At 52.8% G+C, this 24,165-nt stretch carries 24 protein-coding genes; 20 read left to right on the plus strand and 4 right to left on the minus strand.

All coding sequences use genetic code 11. The annotated features are described in order from the left end of the window. Positions 1–25: 25 nt before the first annotated feature. The 10 genes from allB to ACE41H_RS02020 all read left to right on the plus strand — a co-directional run bounded on the left by allB (position 26) and on the right by ACE41H_RS02020 (position 11,729). A complete protein-coding gene (gene allB, locus ACE41H_RS01975; RefSeq protein ID WP_375352951.1) occupies positions 26–1,435 on the plus strand; it encodes an allantoinase AllB in 1,410 nt (469 codons plus the stop codon). Next, complete coding sequence (locus tag ACE41H_RS01980) at positions 1,428–2,711, plus strand: M20 family metallo-hydrolase (protein WP_375352953.1); 1,284 nt, start codon at positions 1,428–1,430, stop codon at positions 2,709–2,711. Before allB ends, ACE41H_RS01980 begins: the two co-directional genes overlap by 8 nt. Further along, positions 2,708–3,946 carry a (S)-ureidoglycine--glyoxylate transaminase gene (pucG, locus tag ACE41H_RS01985; protein ID WP_375352955.1) on the plus strand — a complete coding sequence of 413 codons (1,239 nt, stop codon included), beginning with the start codon at positions 2,708–2,710 and terminating at the stop codon, positions 3,944–3,946. Before ACE41H_RS01980 ends, pucG begins: the two co-directional genes overlap by 4 nt. Positions 3,947–3,982: 36 nt before the next feature. Then, positions 3,983–5,305: a 5'-deoxyadenosine deaminase gene (locus ACE41H_RS01990; RefSeq protein ID WP_375352957.1), complete on the plus strand. Its 1,323-nt coding sequence runs from the start codon at positions 3,983–3,985 to the stop codon at positions 5,303–5,305. 38 nt (positions 5,306–5,343) lie between these two features. Next, positions 5,344–6,354: an XdhC family protein gene (locus ACE41H_RS01995; RefSeq protein ID WP_375352959.1), complete on the plus strand. Its 1,011-nt coding sequence runs from the start codon at positions 5,344–5,346 to the stop codon at positions 6,352–6,354. Then, the gene (locus ACE41H_RS02000) at positions 6,299–6,922 is read left to right on the plus strand and encodes a nucleotidyltransferase family protein (protein ID WP_375352960.1); all 624 of its coding nucleotides are present in this window, start codon (positions 6,299–6,301) and stop codon (positions 6,920–6,922) included. Before ACE41H_RS01995 ends, ACE41H_RS02000 begins: the two co-directional genes overlap by 56 nt. Beyond that, positions 6,919–7,791, plus strand: coding sequence for an FAD binding domain-containing protein (locus tag ACE41H_RS02005; RefSeq protein WP_375352962.1), 873 nt, complete (start codon positions 6,919–6,921; stop codon positions 7,789–7,791). The genes ACE41H_RS02000 and ACE41H_RS02005 overlap by 4 nt, the downstream gene beginning before the upstream one ends. 17 nt (positions 7,792–7,808) lie before the next feature. Continuing rightward, a complete protein-coding gene (gene pucD, locus ACE41H_RS02010) occupies positions 7,809–10,127 on the plus strand; it encodes a xanthine dehydrogenase subunit D (RefSeq protein ID WP_375352963.1) in 2,319 nt (772 codons plus the stop codon). Continuing rightward, a complete protein-coding gene (locus ACE41H_RS02015; protein WP_375352964.1) occupies positions 10,127–10,657 on the plus strand; it encodes a (2Fe-2S)-binding protein in 531 nt (176 codons plus the stop codon). Before pucD ends, ACE41H_RS02015 begins: the two co-directional genes overlap by 1 nt. 205 nt (positions 10,658–10,862) lie before the next feature. Continuing rightward, the gene (locus ACE41H_RS02020; protein WP_375352965.1) at positions 10,863–11,729 is read left to right on the plus strand and encodes a VOC family protein; all 867 of its coding nucleotides are present in this window, start codon (positions 10,863–10,865) and stop codon (positions 11,727–11,729) included. Between the two features lie 73 nt (positions 11,730–11,802). Here the strand turns inward: ACE41H_RS02020 and glsA are convergent, their stop codons facing one another. Both glsA and ACE41H_RS02030 read right to left on the minus strand, forming a co-directional pair. Next, entirely contained in the window at positions 11,803–12,744 is a 942-nt protein-coding gene (gene glsA / locus ACE41H_RS02025) for a glutaminase A (RefSeq protein ID WP_375352966.1), read from the minus strand. A gap of 104 nt (positions 12,745–12,848) precedes the next feature. Then, complete coding sequence (locus ACE41H_RS02030; protein WP_375352967.1) at positions 12,849–14,102, minus strand: winged helix-turn-helix domain-containing protein; 1,254 nt, start codon at positions 14,100–14,102, stop codon at positions 12,849–12,851. A 377-nt stretch (positions 14,103–14,479) separates the two neighbouring features. Here ACE41H_RS02030 and ACE41H_RS02035 point away from each other — a divergent pair, with 377 nt between their 5' ends. From ACE41H_RS02035 to ACE41H_RS02050, 4 genes are read left to right on the plus strand one after another with little or no spacing between them, the layout of a single operon-like run. Then, a complete protein-coding gene (locus ACE41H_RS02035) occupies positions 14,480–14,947 on the plus strand; it encodes a tripartite tricarboxylate transporter TctB family protein (protein ID WP_375352968.1) in 468 nt (155 codons plus the stop codon). After that, entirely contained in the window at positions 14,944–16,461 is a 1,518-nt protein-coding gene (locus ACE41H_RS02040) for a tripartite tricarboxylate transporter permease (protein ID WP_375352970.1), read from the plus strand. The genes ACE41H_RS02035 and ACE41H_RS02040 overlap by 4 nt, the downstream gene beginning before the upstream one ends. Positions 16,462–16,507: 46 nt before the next feature. Beyond that, positions 16,508–17,563 (plus strand): tripartite tricarboxylate transporter substrate binding protein, encoded by a 1,056-nt coding sequence (locus ACE41H_RS02045; protein ID WP_375352971.1) that lies wholly within the window; start codon positions 16,508–16,510, stop codon positions 17,561–17,563. A gap of 9 nt (positions 17,564–17,572) precedes the next feature. Next, complete coding sequence (locus ACE41H_RS02050) at positions 17,573–18,523, plus strand: hydroxyacid dehydrogenase (protein WP_375352972.1); 951 nt, start codon at positions 17,573–17,575, stop codon at positions 18,521–18,523. A gap of 435 nt (positions 18,524–18,958) precedes the next feature. Here ACE41H_RS02050 and ACE41H_RS02055 read toward each other — a convergent pair whose 3' ends face one another. Together ACE41H_RS02055 and ACE41H_RS02060 are read right to left on the minus strand one after the other, a co-directional pair. Beyond that, positions 18,959–19,522, minus strand: a complete 564-nt coding sequence (locus tag ACE41H_RS02055) for a GNAT family N-acetyltransferase (protein ID WP_375352974.1) — start codon at positions 19,520–19,522, stop codon at positions 18,959–18,961. A 69-nt stretch (positions 19,523–19,591) separates the two neighbouring features. After that, a complete protein-coding gene (locus ACE41H_RS02060; RefSeq protein WP_375352976.1) occupies positions 19,592–19,756 on the minus strand; it encodes an AbrB/MazE/SpoVT family DNA-binding domain-containing protein in 165 nt (54 codons plus the stop codon). A gap of 199 nt (positions 19,757–19,955) precedes the next feature. Here ACE41H_RS02060 and ACE41H_RS02065 point away from each other — a divergent pair, with 199 nt between their 5' ends. From ACE41H_RS02065 to ACE41H_RS02090, 6 genes are all read left to right on the plus strand, one after another. Beyond that, entirely contained in the window at positions 19,956–20,246 is a 291-nt protein-coding gene (locus tag ACE41H_RS02065; RefSeq protein ID WP_375352978.1) for a DUF6809 family protein, read from the plus strand. Further along, positions 20,243–20,473, plus strand: a complete 231-nt coding sequence (locus ACE41H_RS02070) for a hypothetical protein (RefSeq protein ID WP_375352980.1) — start codon at positions 20,243–20,245, stop codon at positions 20,471–20,473. The genes ACE41H_RS02065 and ACE41H_RS02070 overlap by 4 nt, the downstream gene beginning before the upstream one ends. A 110-nt stretch (positions 20,474–20,583) precedes the next feature. Then, positions 20,584–20,799 carry a hypothetical protein gene (locus tag ACE41H_RS02075; RefSeq protein ID WP_375352981.1) on the plus strand — a complete coding sequence of 72 codons (216 nt, stop codon included), beginning with the start codon at positions 20,584–20,586 and terminating at the stop codon, positions 20,797–20,799. A gap of 332 nt (positions 20,800–21,131) precedes the next feature. Next, positions 21,132–22,238 carry an FAD-dependent monooxygenase gene (locus ACE41H_RS02080; protein WP_375352983.1) on the plus strand — a complete coding sequence of 369 codons (1,107 nt, stop codon included), beginning with the start codon at positions 21,132–21,134 and terminating at the stop codon, positions 22,236–22,238. A 283-nt stretch (positions 22,239–22,521) separates the two neighbouring features. Continuing rightward, complete coding sequence (locus ACE41H_RS02085; protein WP_375352985.1) at positions 22,522–22,842, plus strand: hypothetical protein; 321 nt, start codon at positions 22,522–22,524, stop codon at positions 22,840–22,842. Between the two features lie 231 nt (positions 22,843–23,073). Further along, complete coding sequence (locus ACE41H_RS02090; RefSeq protein WP_375352987.1) at positions 23,074–24,072, plus strand: LacI family DNA-binding transcriptional regulator; 999 nt, start codon at positions 23,074–23,076, stop codon at positions 24,070–24,072. Positions 24,073–24,165: the final 93 nt, after the last annotated feature.

Below are 24,165 nucleotides of genomic sequence, written 5' to 3' on the forward strand. Positions count from 1 at the left end.
CACGTTACTATAAGGGGGAGAACGGATGTCTCCGAAATATGATCTCATTATCAAGGGAGGTACCGTCGTCCTGCCTGACGGCTGCAAGGAGACGGATATCGCCGTAAAAGACGGAGTAATCACAGCCATCGGCACCATTCCTGACACGGATGCGGGGCAGGTGTATGAAGCGGCCGGGCTAACCGTGATGCCAGGGGCGATCGACATTCATGTACATTTTAATGAACCGGGCTTGGGCTCCTGGGAGGGTTTTGCCACCGGCTCTGCCTCACTCGCAGCCGGAGGGGTCACGACCTGCGTGGATATGCCGCTGAACGGAGTTCCGCCGACCGTCAGCGCCAAAGCTTTCGATCTCAAGCTGGAGCATGCGGAGAGCTCCTCTTATGTTGATTATGCCTTGTGGGGAGGGCTTGTTCCCGGCAACAAGGATGAGCTGGCCGCGTTGGCCGCAAGAGGAGCGGTTGGCTTCAAGGCTTTCATGTCCGAGCCGGGCGGTGAGGGGGAAGACATTTTTACAAGAGCTGACGATCTGACCCTGCTGGAAGGCATGCGTGAAATCGCCGGACTGGGCGGGCTGCTGGCGCTTCATGCAGAGAGTGACGCCATTACGCAGGAGATGGCTGCACGCCTTCGTTCCCAGGGCAGTATAGATATGCGGGCATATCTTGCTTCCAGGCCGGTGATTGCTGAAGTGGAGGCGGTAAACCGGGCTTTGCTGTATGCAAGGCAAACAGGATGTGCCCTGCATTTTGTGCATATCAGCAGTGTGCAGGCGCTTGAGCTTATCGATGCCGCCAAGGCGGAAGGCTTGGATGTCACGGCGGAAACCTGCCCCCACTATCTAAGCCTTACCGATGAGGATGCGGTGTGTATCGGTGCGGTGGCCAAATGTGCTCCTCCACTGCGGGACCGGGACAATAGAGAGGGGATGTGGGAAGCTTTTCGCCGGGGCTCCATTGATATCATTGCCTCAGATCATTCGCCATGTCCGCCTGAAATGAAGCTGTCGGACAATTATTTCGAGATATGGGGCGGAATTTCGGGCGCACAAAGCACGCTGAACATGATGATCGAGGAAGGATATATCAAGCGTGGAGTTGATTTGCAGCGTATTGCTGAAGCTACTGCTGCCACACCAGCTCGCAGAACGGGGCTTGCTTACCGCAAGGGCTCGATTGAGGTTGGTAAGGATGCGGATTTTGCATTGATTGATTTCAGCAGCGGGTTTGTATTGCAGCCTGAGAACCTGCTGTATCGTCACAAGCAGAGTCCTTATATCGGGTATGCATTTTCTCACTCGATAGCTGCAACCTTCTGCAGAGGGCATCAAGTATATGAACACGGCACAGGTGTGGCTCAAGCTCAAGGGTGCAAGGGGATCTTCATTCCTGGTAAGCAAAGCGGTGTTTACGAGCGGGGAACGGCATATGCATGACATGGTGAGGCCTGCTGAAGAGGCTGCGCAATTGCTGGAGCAATACTGTGATCGATTGCCGGAAATGCTGGATTGGCTTTCGCAGTTCGGGAGAACTCCAGAAGGAGGAGTTACCCGCCTGCTGTACAGCGATGCGTGGCTGGAGGCTCAGCAGGCGCTAAGGCAATGGATGGAGCAGGAAGGGCTTGAGGCAGACTTTGACCAGACCGGCAATCTTGCAGGCAGGCTGCAGGGAACCGATCCTTCGCTTCCGCTGGTCGCCGCAGGCTCGCATATCGATACCGTCGTCAACGGCGGAAGGTTCGACGGAGCCCTCGGGGTGGTGGCGGCGGCTTTGACTTTATCGTATTTGCGTACGGCGTATGGTCCGCCAAAGCGGACATTGCTCGCCCTGTCCCTCTGCGAGGAAGAGGGAAGCCGCTTCCCCACAGCCTATTGGGGCTCGGGCAGCATTGCTGGGTTGCGCAGCTGGGAAGCTGACGGACAGCATGCCGACAAGGATGGCGTCACGCTGCTGGAGGCCGCAAAACGATGTGGATTCGGTCCGGACTGCTTGTACAGAGCCCCTTCGCTGGAGCTGCAGGCTTATGTGGAGCTTCATATTGAACAGGGCTTTGTACTGGAAAGAACAGGCTTGCAGGCGGGGATTGTATCCGCCATCGTGGGACAGCACCGCTATGAGATTCAATTGCAGGGTGAAGCGAATCATGCGGGCACCACCCCGATGCGGTGGCGGAAGGATGCAATGGCTGCTGCCGGGCAGATGATCGCCTTGACGAGGGAAGCGGCGCTGCGGGAAGGAGACCCGCTCGTGGCGACGGTTGGCTCGCTGTATGCTTCTCCGGGAGTATCCAATGTTGTTGCAGGGAGCGTTACCTTTACACTGGATATCCGCCATCCGGATGATGCTGTCCTGCAGCGGTTTGCGGATAAGCTTTTGCAGCGCTTCGCCCAGGTTGCGGATACCGAGGGAGTCCAGTTTACCGCTGTGGAAAGACTGCGGGCGGCGGCTGTGCCGATGCATGACCGGATTGTGCGGGAGCTGGAGCACATATGCCGGGAGCGCGGGCTGGCCAGCAACATGATGCCGAGCGGGGCAGGCCATGATGCGCAGATGTTGAGCGCTATTTGTCCGACAGGCATGATTTTTGTTCCGAGCCGTCACGGAATCAGCCACAACCCTGCAGAATATACAGAGCCTGAAGCTTTAAAGAACGGTTTTAAAATCCTTGCAGATATCCTATATCAATTCGGCTACGGGAGTGTAGATTTATGAGTGCTTACAGAGAACTGTCCCCTTCATTGCGAACGATAATGACGCCCGGCCCCGTGGAGGCGGACCCGCGCGTGCTAAGAGCGATGTCCTTTCCGGTGCTGGGCCAATTCGACCCGGAGTTCACAGATTTGATGAACGAGACAATGTCTATGCTAAGGGAAGTGTTCCGCACCGGCAATGAGTGGTGTTTTCCCGTGGACGGCACCTCCAGATCGGGGCTTGAAGCCGTGCTTGTCAGCCTGATCCGGCCAGGGGACAGGGTGCTGGTGCCAATCTTCGGGCGCTTCGGTCATCTGCTGGCGGAAATTGCGGAGCGCTGCGGGGCCGAAGTCAGCGTCATTGAGACGGAGTGGGGAACGGTATTTGATCCGGAAATCATCATTCAGGCCATCCACCGGCATAAGCCGCAGCTTGTTGCTATCGTGCACGGGGAGACGTCCACGGGACAGGTGCAGCCTCTGGGGGAGATCGGCAAAGCTTGCAGGGAGCTGGACATTCTGCTCGTCGTTGATGCTGTGGCTACGATCGGAGGTACACCGGTAGAAACGGACCAATGGATGCTGGACGCGGTGATCGGAGGCACACAGAAATGCCTTTCCGTTCCTTCCGGGATGGCGCCAATTACTTATAACAGTCGTGTGGAGCAGCAGCTGCTGAGCCGGAAACGGATTGAACGTGGGCTGGCTGATCCGGCGGTTAGCGAAGCTGCTGCACGTCCGGTGTCTGATTCGATCCGCAGCAACTATTTTGATCTCAGCCAGCTGCAGGATTATTGGGGTCCGATGCGCCTGAATCATCATACCGAGGCGACCAGCATGCTGTACGCGCTTCATGAAGGGCTTCGCATTGTGCTGGCGGAGGGGTTGGAGGAGCGCTTTGCCAGGCATCGCATCAATGAGCTTGCGCTGACAGCTGGTCTGCAGGCGATGGGGCTGCAGTTGTACGGAAGCCAGGCCAGCAAGCTGCCAGTCGTAACGTGCCCGCTCATTCCCGAAGGCATTGACGGTGAGCAGGTGCGTTCCATGCTGCTGCATCAATTCGGCATCGAGATTGCCAGCTCGTTCGGGCCGCTCAAGGGACGGATCTGGCGGATTGGCACGATGGGCTTCAGCTGCCGTCAAACGAATGTGCTGCAAGTGCTCGGCGCGCTGGAGGCTGTTCTGCTGCGCTGCGGCTTCCGGCTTCCGGCCGGGGAAGCGGTGCAGGCGGCACTGGATGTGTACACAGGGAAATGATGGACGCCGCTGGCAATTTATAAGGGGGACAACAGCATGGCAAGTATTTTGATTAAAGGCGCACAAATCGTTTCCATGAACGCGGATGAAGATATTTTTGTCGGGGACCTGTATGTTGAAAACGGCTTGATTACGGAGATCGGGACGGAGCTTCAGCAGGAAGCCGACCGTGTCATCGATGCGAAAGGAAAGGTTTTGCTGCCAGGCTTTGTGCAGACGCATATTCACCTCTGCCAAACCCTGTTTCGCGGGCGTGCCGATGATATGGAGCTGATGGATTGGCTGCGCAAAAGAATCTGGCCGCTCGAGGCGGCCCACGACGAGGAATCGGTCTACTATTCCGCTTTGCTGGGTATCGGGGAACTGCTCGCCAGCGGAACGACAACCGTGCTTGATATGGAGACGGTGCATCACACGGAATCAGCCTTTCAGGCGATTGCCCAGAGCGGGATTCGCGCCATTTCAGGCAAGGTGATGATGGATCACGGAGACGAAGTTCCCGAACCGCTGCGTGAGAAAACGGAGGATTCCATCCGTGAGAGCGTCGATCTGCTGGAGAAATGGAACGGCTTCGGCGGCGGCAGAATCCAGTATGCGTTCAGCCCGCGCTTTGTCGTGTCCTGTACAGAGTCACTGCTGAAGCAGGTGCGGGACCTGTCGGCCAAGTACCATGTCAGAGTGCATACACACGCCTCGGAAAATCGCGGCGAAATCGCGCTGGTGGAAGCGGAGCGGGGGATGCGCAATATCGTGTACCTCGATCATATCGGGCTGGCGCATTCCAGACTCATTTTGGCCCATTGCATCTGGCTTAGCGAGGAAGAGAAGGAGATCATTCGCAAACGGGGCGTCAAGGTTACCCATTGTCCGGGCTCAAATTTGAAGCTGGCGTCAGGCATTGCCGAGATTCCGGATCTGTTAAATCGGCAGATTCATGTTGGCATCGGCGCTGACGGGGCTCCCTGCAATAATAATCTCGACATGTTTCAGGAAATGCGGCTGACGGCGCTCATTCAGAAGGTGCCGCAAGGACCGATGGCAATGGATGCGCGCACCGTGCTGCGCATGGCGACCATGGGAGGGGCAGAGGTGCTGGGCATGAGCCGCGAGATCGGCAGCCTGGAGGTCGGCAAGAAGGCCGACATGGTACTGCTTGACCTGGAGGACTACCATACGTACCCATCCTATGAGGTGGATGTTTATTCCCGTGTTGTGTATTCCGCGACCAGAAGCAATGTAGATACGGTCATGGTCGACGGGAATATCGTTTTTGAGAACCGCAAAGTCATGACGATGGACCGTTCTGTTGTATTGAAGGAAGCGGATAAATCAATCGCGCGTTTGGTGAAAACCATGTAGCAGAGAGCAAGCCCGAACTGGCAGAGGAGGAGTATGCGATGGAAATGGCAGACTTATGTGCAGCGGCAGCGAACAGTGAGGAACGCAAGGTGCTGGCTACCGTCGTATACGTTGACGGGCATGCTTACCGCAAAGAGGGAGCTTTGATGCTGCTGGGCGAGCAGGGCTCCATCTGGGGCAGTATCAGCCCGGGATGTTTGGAGAGTGACCTCTTGGCATGCGGGGAAACGGTGCTCCGCTCCGGAAAAATCGAACGTGTCCCTTATGACATGCGGCCGGAGGATGACTTTTCCTGGGGTGAAAATATCGGCTGCGGAGGCTTGCTGCATATTGTGCTGGAGCCTGTAACCGGAGAGCTTGAGCAGGTGATGCATGAGATGCATCTCCGCTTCCTTGCAGGAGAGCGTGTCATGCTGACACGCCGTTATGACTGGGACTCCGGAACGGCGGAATATGAGCTGGACGGAATGGCAGAGCTGCAGGAGGCCTCCCCTTGGCCGGAGGTATATTCACGGGCTTACGAAGGGAAGCCGCGCCTCATCCTGTTTGGCGCCGGAGAAGACGCGATGCCGGTATGCCGTCTCGCCGCAGGCATCGGATTTCGGGTTACGGTTGCGGACTGGCGGAAGGCGATGCTGACTGCGGACCGGTTTCCGGGAGCGGAGCTGGTTTACGGATTTCCGGCTGAACTCTTCGCCCTGCTGGACATCACCAGCAGCGATTATGTGTTGCTGATGAGCCACCAATTCCAGCGGGAGAAAGAATTTCTCGCTCTGCTGCAGGATGCCGAGTGCGCCTATCTCGGCATTATGGGCTCCAGGGACCGCACGGCACGGCTGACCCAGGAACTGGCCATGCCTATGGCACTGTACTCGCCGGTTGGCCTCGCCATTGGCGCGGACGGACCGGAGGAGATCGCCGTCAGTATTGCGGCCGAGCTGATCGCCGTACGGCGGGAAAAGCAGCTTGTGCAGCCGAAAGGAGCAGCACGCTATGAAGTCAGCCGGAATAGTGCTCGCAGCCGGACGCAGTACGCGCATGGGATGTGACAAGCTTGCCCTGCCGCTGGCGGACGGAAGCAGTCTGGCCGCCCGGGTGCTGCAAGCGGCGCTGGATTCCCGGCTTGATGCCATCCTGGTCGTCGGGCGAACGGAGCAGCTGCCAATATGGCTGCAACCGACACATGGCGTCAAGACTGCGCCGGAACGAATCCGTTACATCGTTTGTCCCGATGCGGACAAAGGGCTCGCTCACTCGCTGAGATGCGGCATCCGGACTGCGGAAGCTCTCCAGTGTGACGCTGCGATGATCCTGCTTGCCGACCAGCCTTTCGTAAGGAGCGGGCATATCAACACACTGCTGGAGCGTTTTGCATCGAATCGGCAGCTGGATTATGTCGCTGCCTCCGATCAAGGAAAGGCGAAACCGCCTGTGCTGCTTGCCAGCAGTTTATTTAGCAGGCTGCAATCTTTGGAAGGGGACCAAGGGGCAGGTGCTTTGATTAACGGCTCCTCCTTGCAGGGAATCAGGATTTCAATACACTCCCATGTATTCCTCGACGCAGATACGCCTGAGGATTTTAATTTCATTAGAAAGAAGGAGGCTGAAGGAACATGAGCAATGGAAATTTTGCAATTCGCCCTCTACCCGTTGTTCGGCTTCCTGCAGCCGTCGAGGAAGCGATGTATTGGAAAAATGGCTCGGAGGTTACCTCTTGCTACGTTGCGGGCGGAACCCTTTTGCGCACCCAATGGGAGGGAGAAACTGCTCCTTTGCCGCAGCAAATCGTATCGCTGCATGGCATTCGTGATATGTACGGAATAAGCCAGGAAGACGGCATACTGTCCATCGGGGCGATGACAAGTCTGGCCGAATGCTGCCGCAGCCCGCTTGTGGCTGCAAACGCCCCGCTGCTGGCGGAAGCGGCACGGCAGATCGGTGCTCCTTCGATTCGGACGACCGCCACTCTCGGAGGCAATATTGCGTCAGGTGTCGGAGATTCCATTCCTGCCCTGCTCGTCTTGCGGGCACAGCTTGAGTGGCATACCGAAGACGGAACTGTCCGGATCGCCATCGAAGATTGGCTGCAAATGGTCCGTCAGGGCACACACTGTCAGGGGCTCATTCTTCAGCGGGTGCTTATCCCCTCACCATCCGGTGATGAAGTCGCGTTTTTTCGTAAAATCGGCAGACGTGAAGCGTTCACTCCTTCGTTGGTGACCGTCGCGTTTATGGGCAGGCCTGACAGTATCGGGGGCTGGAGCAATGTACATGTAGCGGCAGGTGGAGGATCAGGCATCGCCATGAGACTTGCCTGTTCCGAGGTTTTGCTGCACAAGGGGCTCACGGATCTTTCGCTTCTCGCCAAGACAGTGAAAGATGAATTTGTAACCTTCACAGACGCATTTGCTACGGCGGAATACCGCGCCATGACAGCAGGCAATCTGCTGGCCGCAGAGCTGTATAAGCTTGCAAGCCATGATTAGGGAAAGGAAGTGAACACATGCTGCTGAATCGTGAAAACAGCGGTAAGCGCTGGTATCAACGCCCGGACGGTCCGGATAAGGTGGCGGGAAAGCTGCAGTATTTAACAGACCTGTCTCTTCCCGGCATGTTATACGGACGCGTGCTGCGCAGCATGTATCCGCATGCGCGCATTCTTTCACTGGACACTTCGGCTGCGGAGCAGCTTGAAGGAGTGCACGCTGTCCTGGCCCACTGCGATGTGCCAGGGATGAATCTGTTCGGCATCGCCACGCCGGATCAGCCGGTGTTCTGCGATACCGTCGTGCGCTACACGGGGGATGCCATTGCTGCCGTTGCTGCGGAAACTCCGCAAATCGCCGCAGCCGCGCTGCAACTGATCGCTGTGGAATACGAAGAGCTGCCGGTGATGGATTCCCCCGAAGCGGCGCTCGCGCCGGATGCGGTCCTCCTGCATCCGCAGGGTAATGTCCTCCATCGGACGGAAGTGAAAAGGGGCTCGGCGGAAGAGGCTTTTCGCACCTGTGCTTACATTGTGGAGGAGACTTATTGCACTCCGCGCCAGATGCATACGTATATGGAAACCGAGGGTGGCCTGTTCGTACCGGAAGCGGATGGCCGCCTGACTGTATATGCCGCCACACAGCACGGCTATAAAGACAGAATGCAGCTGTCCCGGATTCTTGACATGCCAGAGGAGTCGATCCGTGTTGTCTCCAGCCCCATCGGCGGCTCGTTTGGCGGCAAGGATGAGTTGAATGTGCAGCCTTACGGCTCATTGCTGGCGCTCCGCTGCAAACGTCCGGTCAAAATGCACAACTCGCGCAAGGAATCCGTTCGGGCAGGGTTAAAACGCCATCCCATGAAAATCGAGATGCGGACGGGAACCGACGCTGACGGCAGGCTGATTGCGCACCAGGTCAGGATTACGGCGGATACCGGAGCCTATGCCACCCTGGGTGCGCCGGTGCTGAATTTTGCGACAGAGCACAGCATGGGCCCCTATAATATCCCGCATGTGGATGTTGAAGGGATATCCGTCTATACGAACAACGGGGTATCCGGGGAATTCAGGGGCTTCGGCGGCAATCAGGCGATTTTCGCGATGGAAGGGCAGATGGACCGGCTGGCAGAAAAGCTGGGCATGGATCCATGGGAATTCCGCCGCATCAATCTACGCGCAAGCTCGGACCCCGGTCCGCTCGGACAGCGCATCCTGCAGACTGAAGGATTGGCACAGGTATGGGAAGCAGTCGAGAAATCGGAGCTTTGGCAGCGCAAACACAGCCTGAAGCTACAAGATACTCCGCCTTGGATCAAAAAAGGAGTTGGAGCCGCGATCGCCATGCACGGCGCGGGGCTCGGCTACGGTATACCCGATCCGGCCGGAGGCAGGCTGTCGCTGACAGCGGTGGGCAAAATTGAAGCAGCCTTCAGCTACGAGGAGTTCGGACAAGGGCTTGTCGCTACGCTTGAAATGATGCTGCTGGACATTTTCGCCTGTTCGGCAGCGGATCTCAGCATTGTCATCGGGGATACGGACAAGGTGCCTCACAGTGGCTCCAGCACAGCCTCCAGATCCACGACGATGGCATGGATGGCGCTGCAAAGACTGAAAGCTCCCTTTATAAGCAAAATCAAGACCATCGCCTCCGCACTCAGCGGCGTTCCGGAGGAACGTCTGGTTACCGGGTCGGGGGGAGTATGGGAAATGCCTACGGAACATGGAACGGATGGCAGCTTCAACAAGGAACCCGGCGGCAATCCGCTTGTCACCTATGCCCAAATTGCAGCTGCGGCCGATGAAGAGCTTATTTTTGATACCAAATTTGATTATCCGACCACACCGGATAACATCGTCGGTGGCCATTATTTATATACCTACGCAGCCATAATTACCGAAGTGGAGGTGAACATGCTGAGCGGGGAGGTCAAGCTGCTTGATACGAAGCATGTGGTGGCAGCGGGTCCGGTCATCAATCCGATGGGCTACCTTGGGCAAATTGAAGGGGGCAGCGTTATGGCGCTCGGCTTCACGCTGACCGAAGATGCGGTTATGGCAGGGGGCCGTTACCTGACACCGAATCTGGATACGTATATCATTCCGACGATCTGCGATATCCACACTTCACTGGAGGTTGAAGCGATCCAGGAACTGCCCGAGGGGGACCCGTACGGACCGCGGGGCATCGGTGAGGTGGGCTCCGTCGCGCTGGCCCCGGCCATGGCAGCCGCCATTCATCAGGCGACAGGAGTGTGGGTCAACAGGCTGCCGATAAATCGGGAGCAGCTGATTCGTCCGGTTGAACTGGCAGTCAGGGAAGGAGCGGAGCGCTGATGAATGATCAAACCTATACGTGGCATGCCGTGATTAACGGCACGCCCATCGAGCTGCAGGTCCCTCTGGCAAGAAGGCTGCTGGATATTTTACGGATGGATTTGAACATGACGGGCACAAAAATTTCCTGTGAGGTGGGGCGCTGCGGAGCCTGCATGGTGCTGCTTGACGGTGAGCCGGCCAACGCCTGTCTGCTGATGGCCTATCAATGCGAAGGGCGCTGTATTACGACCATTGAAGGCTTGAACGCGGATGGAGAGCAACTGCAAGAAGGAGCGATGGGCAACCTTCACCCGATCCAGCAGGCGTTTGTGGAAGAGGGGGGCTTCCAATGCGGCTACTGTACCCCAGGCATGATCATGTCGACCAAAGCGCTGCTGGACCGCAATCCCTCGCCTTCGCAGGAAGAGATTGAGGCGGCGCTGTGCGGCAATCTGTGCCGCTGCACAGGTTACGGTGGCATCGTTCGTTCCGTGCGGAAGGCTGCTGAGATGTGCAGCAGGCGAACTGAGCCAAGCGTGAAATCATAGAGCTAAGCAGAAGAGCCGGCAGCGGCTCTTTTTTTCATAACGCACGGTTATACATTCACTTGTCCAACCAAAAAACAATTGACTTTCTAATAGTAAGGTGGTAATTTTGTCACACAGAGATACTTTATGTATTGTTGTGAAAAAGTTTGCGAGTTTGAATTTTACGTAATGGAAATTATGTTAACTCAATGGGGGCATGAAAATTATGACACCGCAAATTCATCCGGCAACGGATATTGGTCTGGTGAGTCTGAAAATTAAAAATTTGGAGCGATCCATTACGTTTTATACTGAGGTTATCGGTCTCAAAGTGCTGAAGCAGGAGGGAAGACAGGCCGAGATGACGGCCGACGGGGTCAAACCGCTGCTGATTCTCCGGGAAATCGAAGATGCGCTTGTGCTGCCGGAGCGTTCCGGAGCTGGCTTGTACCATTTTGCTATCCTCGTCCCTGATCGTGCATCGCTCGGTCTGGCCGTCCGCAACCTGATCCGCCACAACGTGCCGGTAGGGCAGGGGGACCATATTGTCAGCGAAGCTCTGTACCTGAGCGATCCGGATAATAACGGAATAGAAATCTATGCTGACCGGCCCCGTGAAACCTGGAAGCGTGACAGCAGAGGGCATTATGTGATGGGCACCGATCCCGTGGATGTAGAGGGGCTGCTGGCGGCCTCCGAGCATTTGCAGTGGACAGGTCTGCCTGCGGGCACGGTTATTGGGCACGTTCATTTTCACGTATCGGATTTGAAAGATGCAGAGCAATTTTACGTCAACTTGTTGGGTTTCGATATTACAGCCTTCTACGGCTCCATGGCTTTGTTCATCTCGGCTGGCGGCTATCACCATCATATCGGATTGAATACATGGGCAGGGGTGGGCGTACCGCCAGTGCCGGAAAATGCTGCAGGAATAGACTATTTTACACTGCGGTTGCCGGATCAAAAGGAGCTGGATGCCGTCGTCTCCCGTTTGACCGAAAGCGGTTATTCCCTTACAGCACATGATGGTGCCCTGCTTGTCAAAGATCCGTTTAATATCGGGATCAAGCTGGAAATTACATCTAACGTATAAATCCATTTACACGAAAAAAAGTATCCCTCAACCGGATTAACCGGATCGAAAGGATACTTTTTTGCTGGAACTGCTAGAACATGCTCCAGTCCAGCTCCCGCGACAGCGTCTCCAGCAGATGCACGCCTGTCGTGCTGTTGCCCATCCGGTTCAGAGCAGGTCCCACAACGCCGATGCCGTAACGTCCGGGAACCATTGTCAATATGCCGCCCGACACGCCGCTTTTGGCAGGCAGCCCCACCTGAATGGCAAAATGGCCTGACGCATCGTACATTCCGCAGGTGGTCATGAACGTCTTGGCGATCTGAACGTAGCGGCGCGGGATCAGCTGCTCATTCCGGATCGGATCGTAACCGTTATAGGCGAGAATCAGGCCCATGCGGGCAAGATCGGCACAGGTGGCGTTGACCGCGCAATGGCGGAAGTACACCTCCAGCACATCCTCGACTTTGCCTCTTAAAATCCCTTTTTCCATCAGAAAATAAGCGAGCGAGCGGTTCAGGTGACCTGTTGCCGATTCCGATTCGTATACGTCCTGGTCGAAGTCCATCCGGTCATTATGAGCGAGCAATCTGAAAAATTGCAAAATCCGCGCATATCTTTCCTCAATGCTGTTGCCTGCAATCAGGGAAGAAACGGCGATGGCCCCTGCGTTGATGAACGGGTTAAACGGAATGCCGGGCTCCACCAGCTCCAGCTTCAGCATGGAGTTAAAGCGGTCTCCTGTTGGTTCCATGCCGACTTTGGAGAACACGAGGCGCTCACCGTTATCCATCAAGGCCAGGATGAGGGTGAATACCTTGGAAATGCTCTGCAGCGTAAAAATACAGCCACAGTCACCGGAAGTGATGGTATTTCCTCTGCCATCCATAATCGTAATTCCAAGCGCCTCCTTCGGCGCCTTGGACAGCTCGGGAATATAAGCGGCGACCTGGCCGTGAACATGCTGTTTGCGGCTTTCCTCCACCCATTGTGGCAGCCTGGTTTGAAGTTGCTCCCATTCGTAGCTGTACATGATGTCCTCCTGTCCTGCTCTAAGTCTTCTATTTATCCTGCTCTGCCTGTATCTTCATTATGATTGTAATGTCCATGACTCCATTGCAACAAGCTTGAAACGAGTTACATGGACAGGGTTTCTTTTAAGCTGGCCGGTTCTGTCTTTTCCACAATGATGTGGTTTGCCTGAAAAGAAGCCGCAAACCGTGTTAATCCGCTGCGCAATGCTTCAACCAGCTCGTCCGTGATCTGAATATGCTCATCCAATTGCAAAAGAGGAACAGTTAATAGGCCGGTTTTGCGGTCAAGACGAGGGTCCATTCTGCCGATCAGCTCATCCCCATACAGAATCGGCATCGCGTAGTAGCCATAGCGCCGTTTTACGGCCGGGGTGTAGATTTCCCATCTATAATGGAAGTTGAACAGGTCAGCCAGGCGTTCCCTGCGCCATAACAGGTTGTCCAGGGGCGGCAAAAAAATCACCGGAGAGCCTTGGTTCGCGTCGGCAGCAGCCTGTTCGGTAAACTCCTGCAGCACTTCCACGTCGGAGGCTGGCAGGTAATACGGTCTTGCTACGCTCTCAATCTCAAGGGCCACAAGCTGTCCGGATTGAAGTCGGGATTCGATCCAGCTTTTTCGCTCAGATGCGGTGGATTTAACCCAGCCCAGGCGCGGGTCTTGCGCATCGAACACTCGGTAGGCCTGGATGTACTTATCCAGCAGTTCGCTGCGGATAGCCGCCGGGTCCGATGAGGCAGCCTTCTGCAGCAGCTCATCAGGAACGGTCGTACCTGTCAATGCAAAAAAACGTTCCGTACCTTTTCGCCCGACGACACGTACAATGCCTGCATCCACAAGCAAGGTCAGGGCATGGGACGTATCCTTGGTTTTCGGAATGTTGTTCGGATTTTCCCAATACCCCGTCACCTTGGCTGCGGATTGAAAAGCACGGGAGGGCAGGGGCCCCTCAGCCTGCAGACGGGTAAGCACGGCTTGTACGACCGGTTCCATTTCCGTCAATCTGTCTTGAACCGCTTTACGCTTTCGTTCACGGACAGGCTCATAAAGGGGATAATCCTCCATCGGCATTACACAGGCCGCGTTAGACACATACTCGAATACCTTATGCTCCGCCAGCAGCTCTTCGAGCATTTCCGGCCGATACCCCGGAAGACGGGCCGCCAATACGAGGTGCTGATTGGGGGCTACGGCAGATACCGGGTCCAATTGTACGGCTGCCAGGGAACGAACCATGTCCAGGACGGTTTGTGAGGAAGGGCCTTCCGGAACGGGCAAAGAGGAAGGAAGCGGCAGCAGATGATGAGTATGAAGAAGATACCTGCGTAAAGCTTTGCGGTCTGTTCGTATGGATGGCATGAATCAGCAGTCTCCTTTTAACGAAATCCATAATTTACAAACCAGTATACTGCCTGGAAGCGAGGAATGAAAACAAAAAAGAGGATTTCATTGCATTTATGATTAATTATATTAACTATTTATGCCAAATATTCAAAAGCACTGCGAAAGCAGTAAATTACCATTGTTTCCTGAACCTTTATGTATTTGCAGAAATCCATGGTTGACTAGATTGTTACCCGCTGTTAATATGATGACACATTAATCACATGAAAAATATCGGAATTCAGGTTCGACCGGACAAACCGGAGACACTGGAAGAGAAGGGCCATACTGTGCTCGCTTTTCCCGTGTCTCTTTTTTTGTTTATACATTCAAAGGGAGAGGGATGAGACAGAATGATTAGCAAAAAAGCGGACCGGACAGCCGGAGCTTTAGCGGTATTGATCGGTGCAGCAGCCCTGGCAGAAGCGGTAAAGCTGTTTCAATACAAAGCAGGGCTGTGGATTGGGGATCACGTATTTCCTTTTTTGCTTGGAGCCGGGCTTGTTCTGTCCGGTATTGCGTTAACGGTGAAAGGCAGTGCTGCACAGGCAATAGTTAAGCCGTTTCCCGCAGGGAGAACGGCTGTTATGCTGTCGGCTGTGACTGCCTTGCTGTTCGCGTACCTTTTTCTGATGACATGGATCGGCTATACGGCTGCAACGCTGGTATGCTCACTGCTGCTGTTTCGCTGGATCGGAGCCATGCGCTGGTGGCGGGCTGTACTGTCGGCTGTTCTTCTGACCAGTGTGCTGTACTTTATCTTTATTACCTGGCTCATGACACCTTTGCCTGTCGGCAGATGGGTGGAGGTGTGGTTATGATTGAGTCCGGTGCAGCACTGCTTTATGGATTTGTGGACGCGCTGACGCCCATGAATCTGCTCATGGCAGCCATTGGTGCGCTGATCGGGACGTTTGTGGGCGTATTGCCGGGGCTGGGCCCCACCTCCGCCATAGCAATTCTGCTGCCGCTCACCGCAGTGCTTGAGCCTGCCCAGGCGATCATCATGCTTGCCGGTATTTATTATGGCGCAATGTATGGAGGTTCAACGACGGCGATACTGTTGAACATTCCCGGTGAAGCATCATCTGTGCCGACCTGTCTTGACGGTTATCCGCTGGCAGTTCAGGGCAGAGGCGGACCCGCGCTTGGCATTGCAGCCATCGCTTCCTTTATTGCGGGAATGATCGGCGTGTTCGGACTCGTTTTCTTTGCACCGGTTCTGGCAGAGCAGGCCATTAAGCTCGGACCACCGGAGTTGTTCAGCGTCATGCTGCTGGCGCTGGCGGTGACATCCGGCTTGACGGGCGGTTCATTGCTGAAATCGCTCATTATGGGTTTGTTCGGTTTTCTCCTCTCGATGGTTGGCCTGGGCAGCTCAACCGGCATGTTTCGCTTCACCTTCGGATTCAACAGTCTGTCCGGCGGCTTCGAGATGATCAGTATCATTATAGGGCTGTTTGCGATCACAGAGGTGTTACGAAGCATGGAGGAAAAGAAAACAGCCGTCTCCTCCGACCGGATCGGCAGTGTCTATCCTTCACGCAGCGATCTGCGCCAGAGCTCGGGAGCGATTGCAGCAGGCAGCGTGATCGGCTTTGTCCTGGGCCTGCTGCCAGGCATATCGGCGGCCATCACTTCGTTTCTATCTTATGATGTGGTGAAGCGGTTTTCGAAGAGACGCCATCTGTTTGGGCGCGGGGCGATTGAAGGGGTGGCGGCGCCGGAGGCGGCCAACAATGCGACCAGCTCTGCCGGTTTTATTCCGCTTTTTGCGCTAGGCATTCCTTCATCCCCGCCACTTGCCGTACTCCTGGCCGGATTAATGATCTACGGAGTGGCTCCTGGCCCGCTCCTGTTTGAGCAAAAAGGCGGATTCATCTGGACCGTCATCGCCAGCATGGTGATCGGCAATATCGTGCTGCTGCTTCTTAATCTTCCGCTGGTGGGGCTGTGGGCACGGTTGACGCGAATTCCTTTTGGCATCATGGCTCCCATTATTCTGATGCTCAGCATCATCGGAGCGTACACGGTGCGTAATAGCCTTTTTGACGTCGGAGTTGCCGTTGTGTTTGGGGTGCTCGGTTACTTTATGCACAAGTTTGACTGGCCGGTAATGCCGCTCATTCTGTGTTTTATTCTGGGGCCGCTGATGGAACAGTCGTTCACACAGGCATTATCCATGTCCGGCGGCAGCTTTTCCATTTTCGTGACCCGTCCGCTTGCGCTTACCTTCCTTATAACAGCGGCTATCCTGTTCTTTGCCTCTATCTGGCTGGCAGGACGGACGAGAAGGAGAGTACAGGAAGAAGCGGCGGAAGCGCTGGATTTTTGAAATATCGGTTGTCAACGATGAGATTAACTTGTAAGGGAGAACAGAAATGATGAAGAAAATAACATCAGTGACGAAAAAAATCGGCTTATTGTTAACAGGCTTGGCAGCAGCATCGCTGCTGCTAGCGGGCTGTGGAGCAGGACAGCAGACGGAGCGCAGCGCAGAAGGCGCGCAAAGCGCGGAAGGCAGTTCAGGTGGTTATCCGCAAAGAGCGATTGAGTATGTCGTTCCTTACGCGGCAGGCGGGGGCGTGGATCTGGTGGCGAGAGCGGTGGCGGAAAAGCTGAGCGAGAAATGGGGACAGCCGGTTAATGTAGTCAACAAGCCGGGAGGCGGAGGTGCGACGGGAGCGCAATATGCGCTGAAGCAAGCACAGCCGGACGGTTATACAGTGATGGCCAATGTGGTTTCACTTGGCTCCATGATGACGGCCGGGTATACGAACCCGCCTGTCAAGGCGGAGGATCAGATTTTTGTATCCCGGATCGTGCAGGATGTTCCGGCATTTACAGTGAAGAGTGATGCACAGTGGCAGAGTTTCGAGGAATTTTCCGAGTGGGTGAAGGCCAATCCGGAGAATCTGACCTGGACGACCTCCGGCGTCGCGGGTTTCTCCTCCTTTGCTGTTGCGGAGTGGCTGAATGAAATCGGTGTGGATATCTCCAAAACCCGCATGATCGTTACCAAAGGGACGGCAGAGTCGATTCCGCTCGTAGCAGGAGGCAATGCGGTGCTGGCCGTGCATCCGGTAAGCGAAGTGTCCGCCATGGCCGAGGCCGGAAAGCTGAAAATACTCGCTGTTTCGGGTGAAGAAAGAAGCCCCTATTTCCCGGATGTGCCAACAGCCAGAGAACAAGGGATTGAAAATCTGTCTGCGTTCTGGTGGACTGGTGTAAGTATGGCAAAAGGGACGCCGGATGAGGTCGTGCAAAAGTGGGACGAAGCGCTTGCCGAGCTGGCTGAGGACCCCGATTTTACCGCGAAGCTGGAGACTTTGAAGCTGCAGCCCTCTTATTTAAATCAGCAGCAATATCAGCAATTTTTGCAGAAAGAAACGGATTATTACACCGAGCTGGCTTCCAAGCTGGGGCTGCGGAAATAGGGGGCAAGTATGAAGATCGTCATTGTGGAGCATATAACGGACTCAGGTTTGCGTATCCTGCAGGACAGCGGGCATGAAGTGCAGTATGATCCGGAACTCTGGGCCGACCGCGAGCGGCTGGAAGAAGCTGCAGCCTCGGCGCAAGCTTTAATCGTGCGCAATCAGGCGCGGGTGGATGCTTCCCTGTTGGCCGAGATGGAGAAAAGGACTGTCATCGGCAGACTGGGGGTGGGACTGGACAATATTGACTTGGACGAGGCAAAACGGCGGGGAATTGCAGTCATCCGTGCGAAGAATGCCAATGCGTCATCTGTAGCTGAATATGTGCTGGCCGCCATCTTTACGTTCACGCGCCCGCTGCTGGCAGCATCAGACGATGTAAAAGCAGGAAACTGGGATCGCAAGCGCTTTGGTGGTCATGAGGTCGCAGGCAAAACACTGGGTCTCATCGGAGTTGGCGAGATCGGTCACCGCACGGCAGTGCGGGCCAAGGCACTCGGCATGAAGGTCGTGGGCAGCGATCCGCAATTGTCAGCGTATGACTTTGCAGCTGCCGAATCCGGCATCCGTCTGGCTGCTATGGAGGAAGTGTTGCAAAACTCCGATTTTATAAGCCTCCATGTCCCGCTTCTGCCGGAAACGAAAGGGCTTATCCATCAAGCGGCGATCGAGCAGATGCAGCCGCACGCGGTTTTAATCAATACGTCACGGGGTGGTGTCGTTGATGAACAGGCGCTGTATGAAGCGCTACTGCACAAGAGGATTGCAGGGGCCATGCTTGATGTATTGTCAGCAGAGCCTCCGGACCCCAATCATCCGCTGCTGTCTCTGAAAAACTGTATAATTACGCCGCATGTAGCCGGGCTGACAGAGGAAGCGAACCATCGTACTTCTACGCTTGTTGCTTCTGAATTACTGAAAGAACTGCAAGGCGTTCGCTCCTTGTGCAGGGTTGTTTGACAAACAGATCATTATCAAATGTGGCAAGATCCAATTCCATTTTCTCTTTCGTTTATCCACCCAAAGAGTGCTCCAACAAACCAAGCTTGAAAGTACTCTAATATAGTTAAGGTGTGAAAAAGATAACAAAGCAGCAACAGGAGGCTTTGCAGATCGAGGGCAAAGCCCAAGCGAAGGCGCGGGAGGGGAACGAAGTTCCCTCCGTTATACGCTTGTGGATACCAGTTGGACCTCCCGGTTGTACACCGTAGCCGGTGTGTGATTTTGCAGGGACTGGTGAGGCAGTTCATAGTTATAAAACGCTCAATCATAATGTTGTCCGTGGCCCGGCCTTTTCCGTAGACTGACCTCAGAAATTGAAACAGCGACAGCCAAGGACGAGAAAATAAAGTCCTAGACTGTCGCTGTTTCATTGAACTAACGTTTCCCTTTAGTTCAGCATATAGATTGAAACTCATCCTTCAGTATGGAGTACATTTTTAAATCCTGATGTCTCCCTTTTATGAGGAGCCCTTTTCTAATAATTCCTTCAAATGACATTTCCGCCTTTTCCATAACTCGTGCAGAACCGATATTTTCTAAATAGCATTTTGCTTGAATACGAACCAAGTCCATATTGGTAAAACCGAACTTAATAACTTTTCTTGCGGCTTCTGTTGCGATACCCTTTCCCCAATAATCCGGTGATAAGGCATATCCCATTTCGGCAATTTTATGCTGTCTATCCCATGTAGCGAACTCTATTGTACCAATCAACCTGCTATTTTCTTTATATTCAATCCCCCAATGAACCAAGCTCTTATTATTCCACTGGATAAGTACTCGCTCAATCGCTTCTTTTGTTTCTGTGATTGTTTTGTGAGGATTCCAGGAAGCGTACTTCGGTACTTCCTCATTAGAACAGTAATAATACATATCCTCTGCATCTTCTAATGTTATCTTTCTTAGTTTAAGTCGATTGGTCTCTAAGACTGGTAGCGCATTGAACACATCTTCCATATGAACACCCACTCTTGTTTGGTATACATTCGTTATAAGGGGATTGGCCTAGTCCTACTAAGATAATATTCAAATTAATTCCAGATCGTCCAGAAAACTCTTTTTATACAAGATCAAACGATCTTGTTTATCGATGTCAATTTTCACGTTGTCACGGGGGTTGATATTAAACTTCTCACGAAGCTCTTTGGGGATCGTTATTTGTCCGCGTTCATTTACTTGAACATCGAACATTCTAATTCATCCTTTCGTCATTTCAGTATTCTGATTTCATGTTTTCATCATACTGCTTTTGGACTTTCTCCGCATTAAGGATATAAAAATATTTTTAGTGATTATACCGCTAAAATACAATGTGCTGTGATCTGATGATGTATGATGCAGAGGGACCCGGTTTCCGGAGATTATATCTGCAACACATAGGAGGAGAACTATGGGCATTGTTTTGGAAAATCTATATTATGGAAACCTCAGACCTAACGAATGCTTACGCCCTGCAAATTCTGAATATCTCAATCTTAACCGAAAGATTTCATCGTTAATGGATGCCTATCACAAGAAGCTTTCGCGGGAAGAGTTCGATGACTTGGAGAATTTAATCGATTTGTTAGGGCAATCGACATCCATGTCTTCTGCTGCCGCGTATACTGAAGGCTTTCGGCTAGGGGCCATGATGATGATTGACGTGTTCGGGGGAAACGGATTTAAAAGGGGCGAGCAGTGAGTGAATTTTACATTGAAAAGGAAAATCTAATTACAAAGTCCAAGGTGGTCGCCTTACGCGAATTTTTAGATTCGATGGCGAAGGAAGCCAAGGCCAAGGGAGTCAACGAAAACGACTTACTGCACGATTTAGAACAAGTTCGGGAGGAAATGTGGAGTGAACCCAACTATATTTCCCCGTCTAAACGGACGATAGAGATCTTCCGAACCTGGTTTCGGCTCTATTGACTCAACCTGATTTATTAGTATTGTTGCAGAATATGCCGATTCCGTGTATCTTGTTGAAAGTAAGAAAAAAAGAAGCTTACTATAACATAGTACATAGGAGGGGAACCGGGATGACTCGTTATCTTTTTGAATATGAATTGAAGTCCACCAGCTACAAAGGCGAATTCAGCTGGGTGGCTGAAACTGAGGAGCAGGCGAAGGCGGCCGTTCATGAGCGCATTGCCGATCTGGAGTTTGTAGACATGGATGATGTGATTGTGGGCAAGCTGCTGAAAACACTGGACGCCACCAATCAATACTATGAATGCGAGGGTTGCAGCTCCTAATCTGCAGATGATGTAACATTACAAATTTTAGCCGAGAAAGCCCTACCTTTAGGCATGGGATGAATCGACTTAGGACAAGGGCTGTCATTAGACAGCTTTTTTGTCCTATTTTTTTGTCGTGGTAGAAGTGAAGCTTACTGAGGTATATTCAGATGTACTTTCAGTACATGGATCACCAGATACATATCCTGATTTTGTTGATGTGAAGCACACGCCTGGCTCCGCACGAGCTGTTCATATTCAGTTCATAAAGCAATGTTACTCTGTACAACGTCATTAAAAATATTGTGGATTTATTGAACACAAATACGACCATCACGGGAGGAACGAATATGAAAAAAAATATCCTGGTTAGCGGGGCGAGTTTCGCCGGCCTCTCAACAGCCTACTGGATGAATAAATTAGGCTACAACGTGACCGTTATTGAGATCGCCGAAGGTCTCAAAAAAGGGGGCACGCCTGTAAATATCCGCGGAAATACCGTCGGCATCGTGAAACGTATGGGGCTACTTGACCAAATCCTGGCGAACAGAATAACCATGGAAGTGGTGGAATTCAAAAATTCCGATGATGTCACTGAAAAGTCGCACTTCATTAAAAAAGACAGTGAGCAGCTCGCAGAAGATGAATACGAAATCGAGCGAAATGTATTGCTGAACATCATGTTCGAGGCTGTCAAAGATGATGTCGAGTTTATTTTCAGCGATAGCATAGCGTCGTTAAAGGAAGAAAGTGACGGCGTCGCCGTAGCTTTTAAAGGGGGGCAAAAGCGCACGTTTGACCTGGTATTTGGCTGTGATGGTATTCATTCGGCTGTCAGAAAATTTTGCTTTGGCGAGGAGGCGGAATTTTCGCATTTCCTTAATGCTTATTTCTCTATCACGATCGTGGATAAGCTGTTGATCCGGGAGAATACGACACAGATGTACAATGAGCCGGGCAAGACGGTCATGCTAAACGCCTACAACAATAAAACCGATATCCTCCTCGGCTTTTTTTCGGAGAAGGAAATCCCTTACGACTACCGAAACGAAGAACAGCAACGGAATATAATTTTGAATCAGTTTTCTGGAATGGGCTGGCGAACGCCGGAATTGCTGGAAGAAGTGAAGAATTCGACAACTTTTTACTTTGACAAGCTATGCCAAATGAAAATGCCGTCATGGACAAAAGGCAGGGTAGCGCTGGTCGGTGATGCTGGATACTGCGCTTCTCCGGCTGCTGGCATGGGTGGATCACTGGCAATAGATGGGGCGGCCGCCTTGGCTGATGCTTTCCAAAAATGCCATGGTCATTTTGAACTTGCGTTCCAAGAATACAATAAGAGCTTCCGTCCTTTCATCGAGGAAGTGCAAGCGGATGCGGAAAAATTTGGCGTAGAGTTCCTTATCCCACGAACTGAAGAAGCCATTCACGAAAGAAATTCGCAAGAAGGGTAATTTGATATCTTCCTGACTTAGTTGAGTTTATAAAAGTCATTGGCATGCGTTAACGAGGAACGTTAGTTGAATGACAGCAGCGGTGGAACTAGACTTTATTTTTCAAGTCTTGTTTCACCGCTGTTTCTTTAACTGTTAGTCGAAGATATTTCGTGACTAGGAACAACGTGCACGGGTAGTACCAGCGAAGCTGACCCCACCCGCATTTGTTTAAGAAGCAGGGGTTCCGAGGTTATGATATACTGAATTTAAGTGAAAAATTAAAAATAGGGAGACAGGATCCATGGATAAACTCGACTTGATCCTTCGGAAGCTCGAAGCTCTTGAAGAAGGACAGAAAGAACTAAACCAAATTAGCCGCGCGATTCGCGACCGTCAAGAAGAAACCGATGCAAAGCTAGACGCCATGGCTATGGATGTACATAAACTACACGGCAAGGTAGAGGCACAAAATGAGAAGCTGAATGCCGTATCCGACGAGCTGCACACATTTCGTAGGGAAACGAAAAGAAACTTCCGCCAGTTGGAAGGTCACATGCGAATGCTCGACAATGACTTTGAAGAAGCTGTAGAACGCATTGACCAGTTGGAATCCCGTCAATAGGGGTCTCCGTCCCCAGCGGGAGTTGTCATCAAGTGCCAACTAAAAAAGTGGAACAAGTTACAGCGTGAAGAGCAACAGCGGTTGGAGGAAGGATTCGTTCCCGGAGCGTCTCATAACATACAAAGGGTAGTCCACGTCACTGAAGTAAATCTTCATCTGTGCTTATGAAGGATGCTCCTGATATGGTATTGTTGTGATATAGCTAATACGAACGGCAAAGAAGGTGCAAAAATGGCAGCCACAATTAAAGATATCGCCAGACTGGCCAACGTATCCCATACCACGGTATCCAGAGCGCTGAACAACAGCCCATTGATCAAGGAGGAGACCAAACGCAAAATTTTGGAGCTGGCCGAGCAGTTAAATTACACTCCGAATTACAATGCCAAAAGCCTTGTGATGCAGCGGTCCCATACCATTGGGTTATTCTTCACCAGCATTTCGCGGGGAACGTCCTCCAGCTTTTTTGCGGATACGATCAGGGGAGTAAACTCCGTCATTGATACGCATTTTAACCTGTTTGTGCGTGGAATTGATGAGTTTGATGATTTTTCCTCCATCCATGGCCGACGGTTTGACGGCATTTTATTGATGAGCCAGAGCGAAAAGGACAACCCTTTTATTGATCATGTGCTGCGGGAGGGCATCCCGCTCGTTGTGCTGAACCGCCAAGTAACTGGCGAGGGAATCATTAATATCATTTCAAATGATATGGAGGGAGCTTATCATGCCGCTTCTTACCTTATTGAATGCGGCCATACCTGGGTGGCTTTAATAGAAGGCAGGGAAGGGTTCAAATCTTCACAGCGGAGAAGAGACGGCTTCGTGAAGGCTCTGCTTGAGCATCAGCTGCCGATCCATAATGAATACATGGTTGCAGGCCAGTATGATACCGAAAGCGGAAGCGAGGCAATGAAGAGGTTGCTCGCGTTGGCAGAACCGCCTACTGCGGTTTTTTGCTCCAATGATGATATGGCCATAGGCGCCATGAATGCGGTGTTCGAGCAGGGCATGAGGGTGCCTGAGGATATTTCCATCGTCGGGTTTGATGATATCGGATACTCCCAATATATGACCCCCCCGCTGACGACGGTGAAGAGACCGATTGAACAGATCAGCGCGGCTGGGGCGTCCCATATTCTGGAGCTGATCCAGTCGCCATCCACAGAAGAAAAATTAATCTATATGGGAACCGAACTGATCATCCGAAAATCGGTGAGGGTGAGATAATTTTCATAACTCTACAAATAACAACAAAAAAAGCAGAAAACGGACCTGCATTCCACCCGGGAGTGTAGGTCCGTTTCGTATTAAACCGTTCAC

Source organism: Paenibacillus enshidis, assembly GCF_042136365.1.
In the GTDB taxonomy this organism is placed as follows: Bacteria; Bacillota; Bacilli; order Paenibacillales; family Paenibacillaceae; genus Paenibacillus; species Paenibacillus enshidis.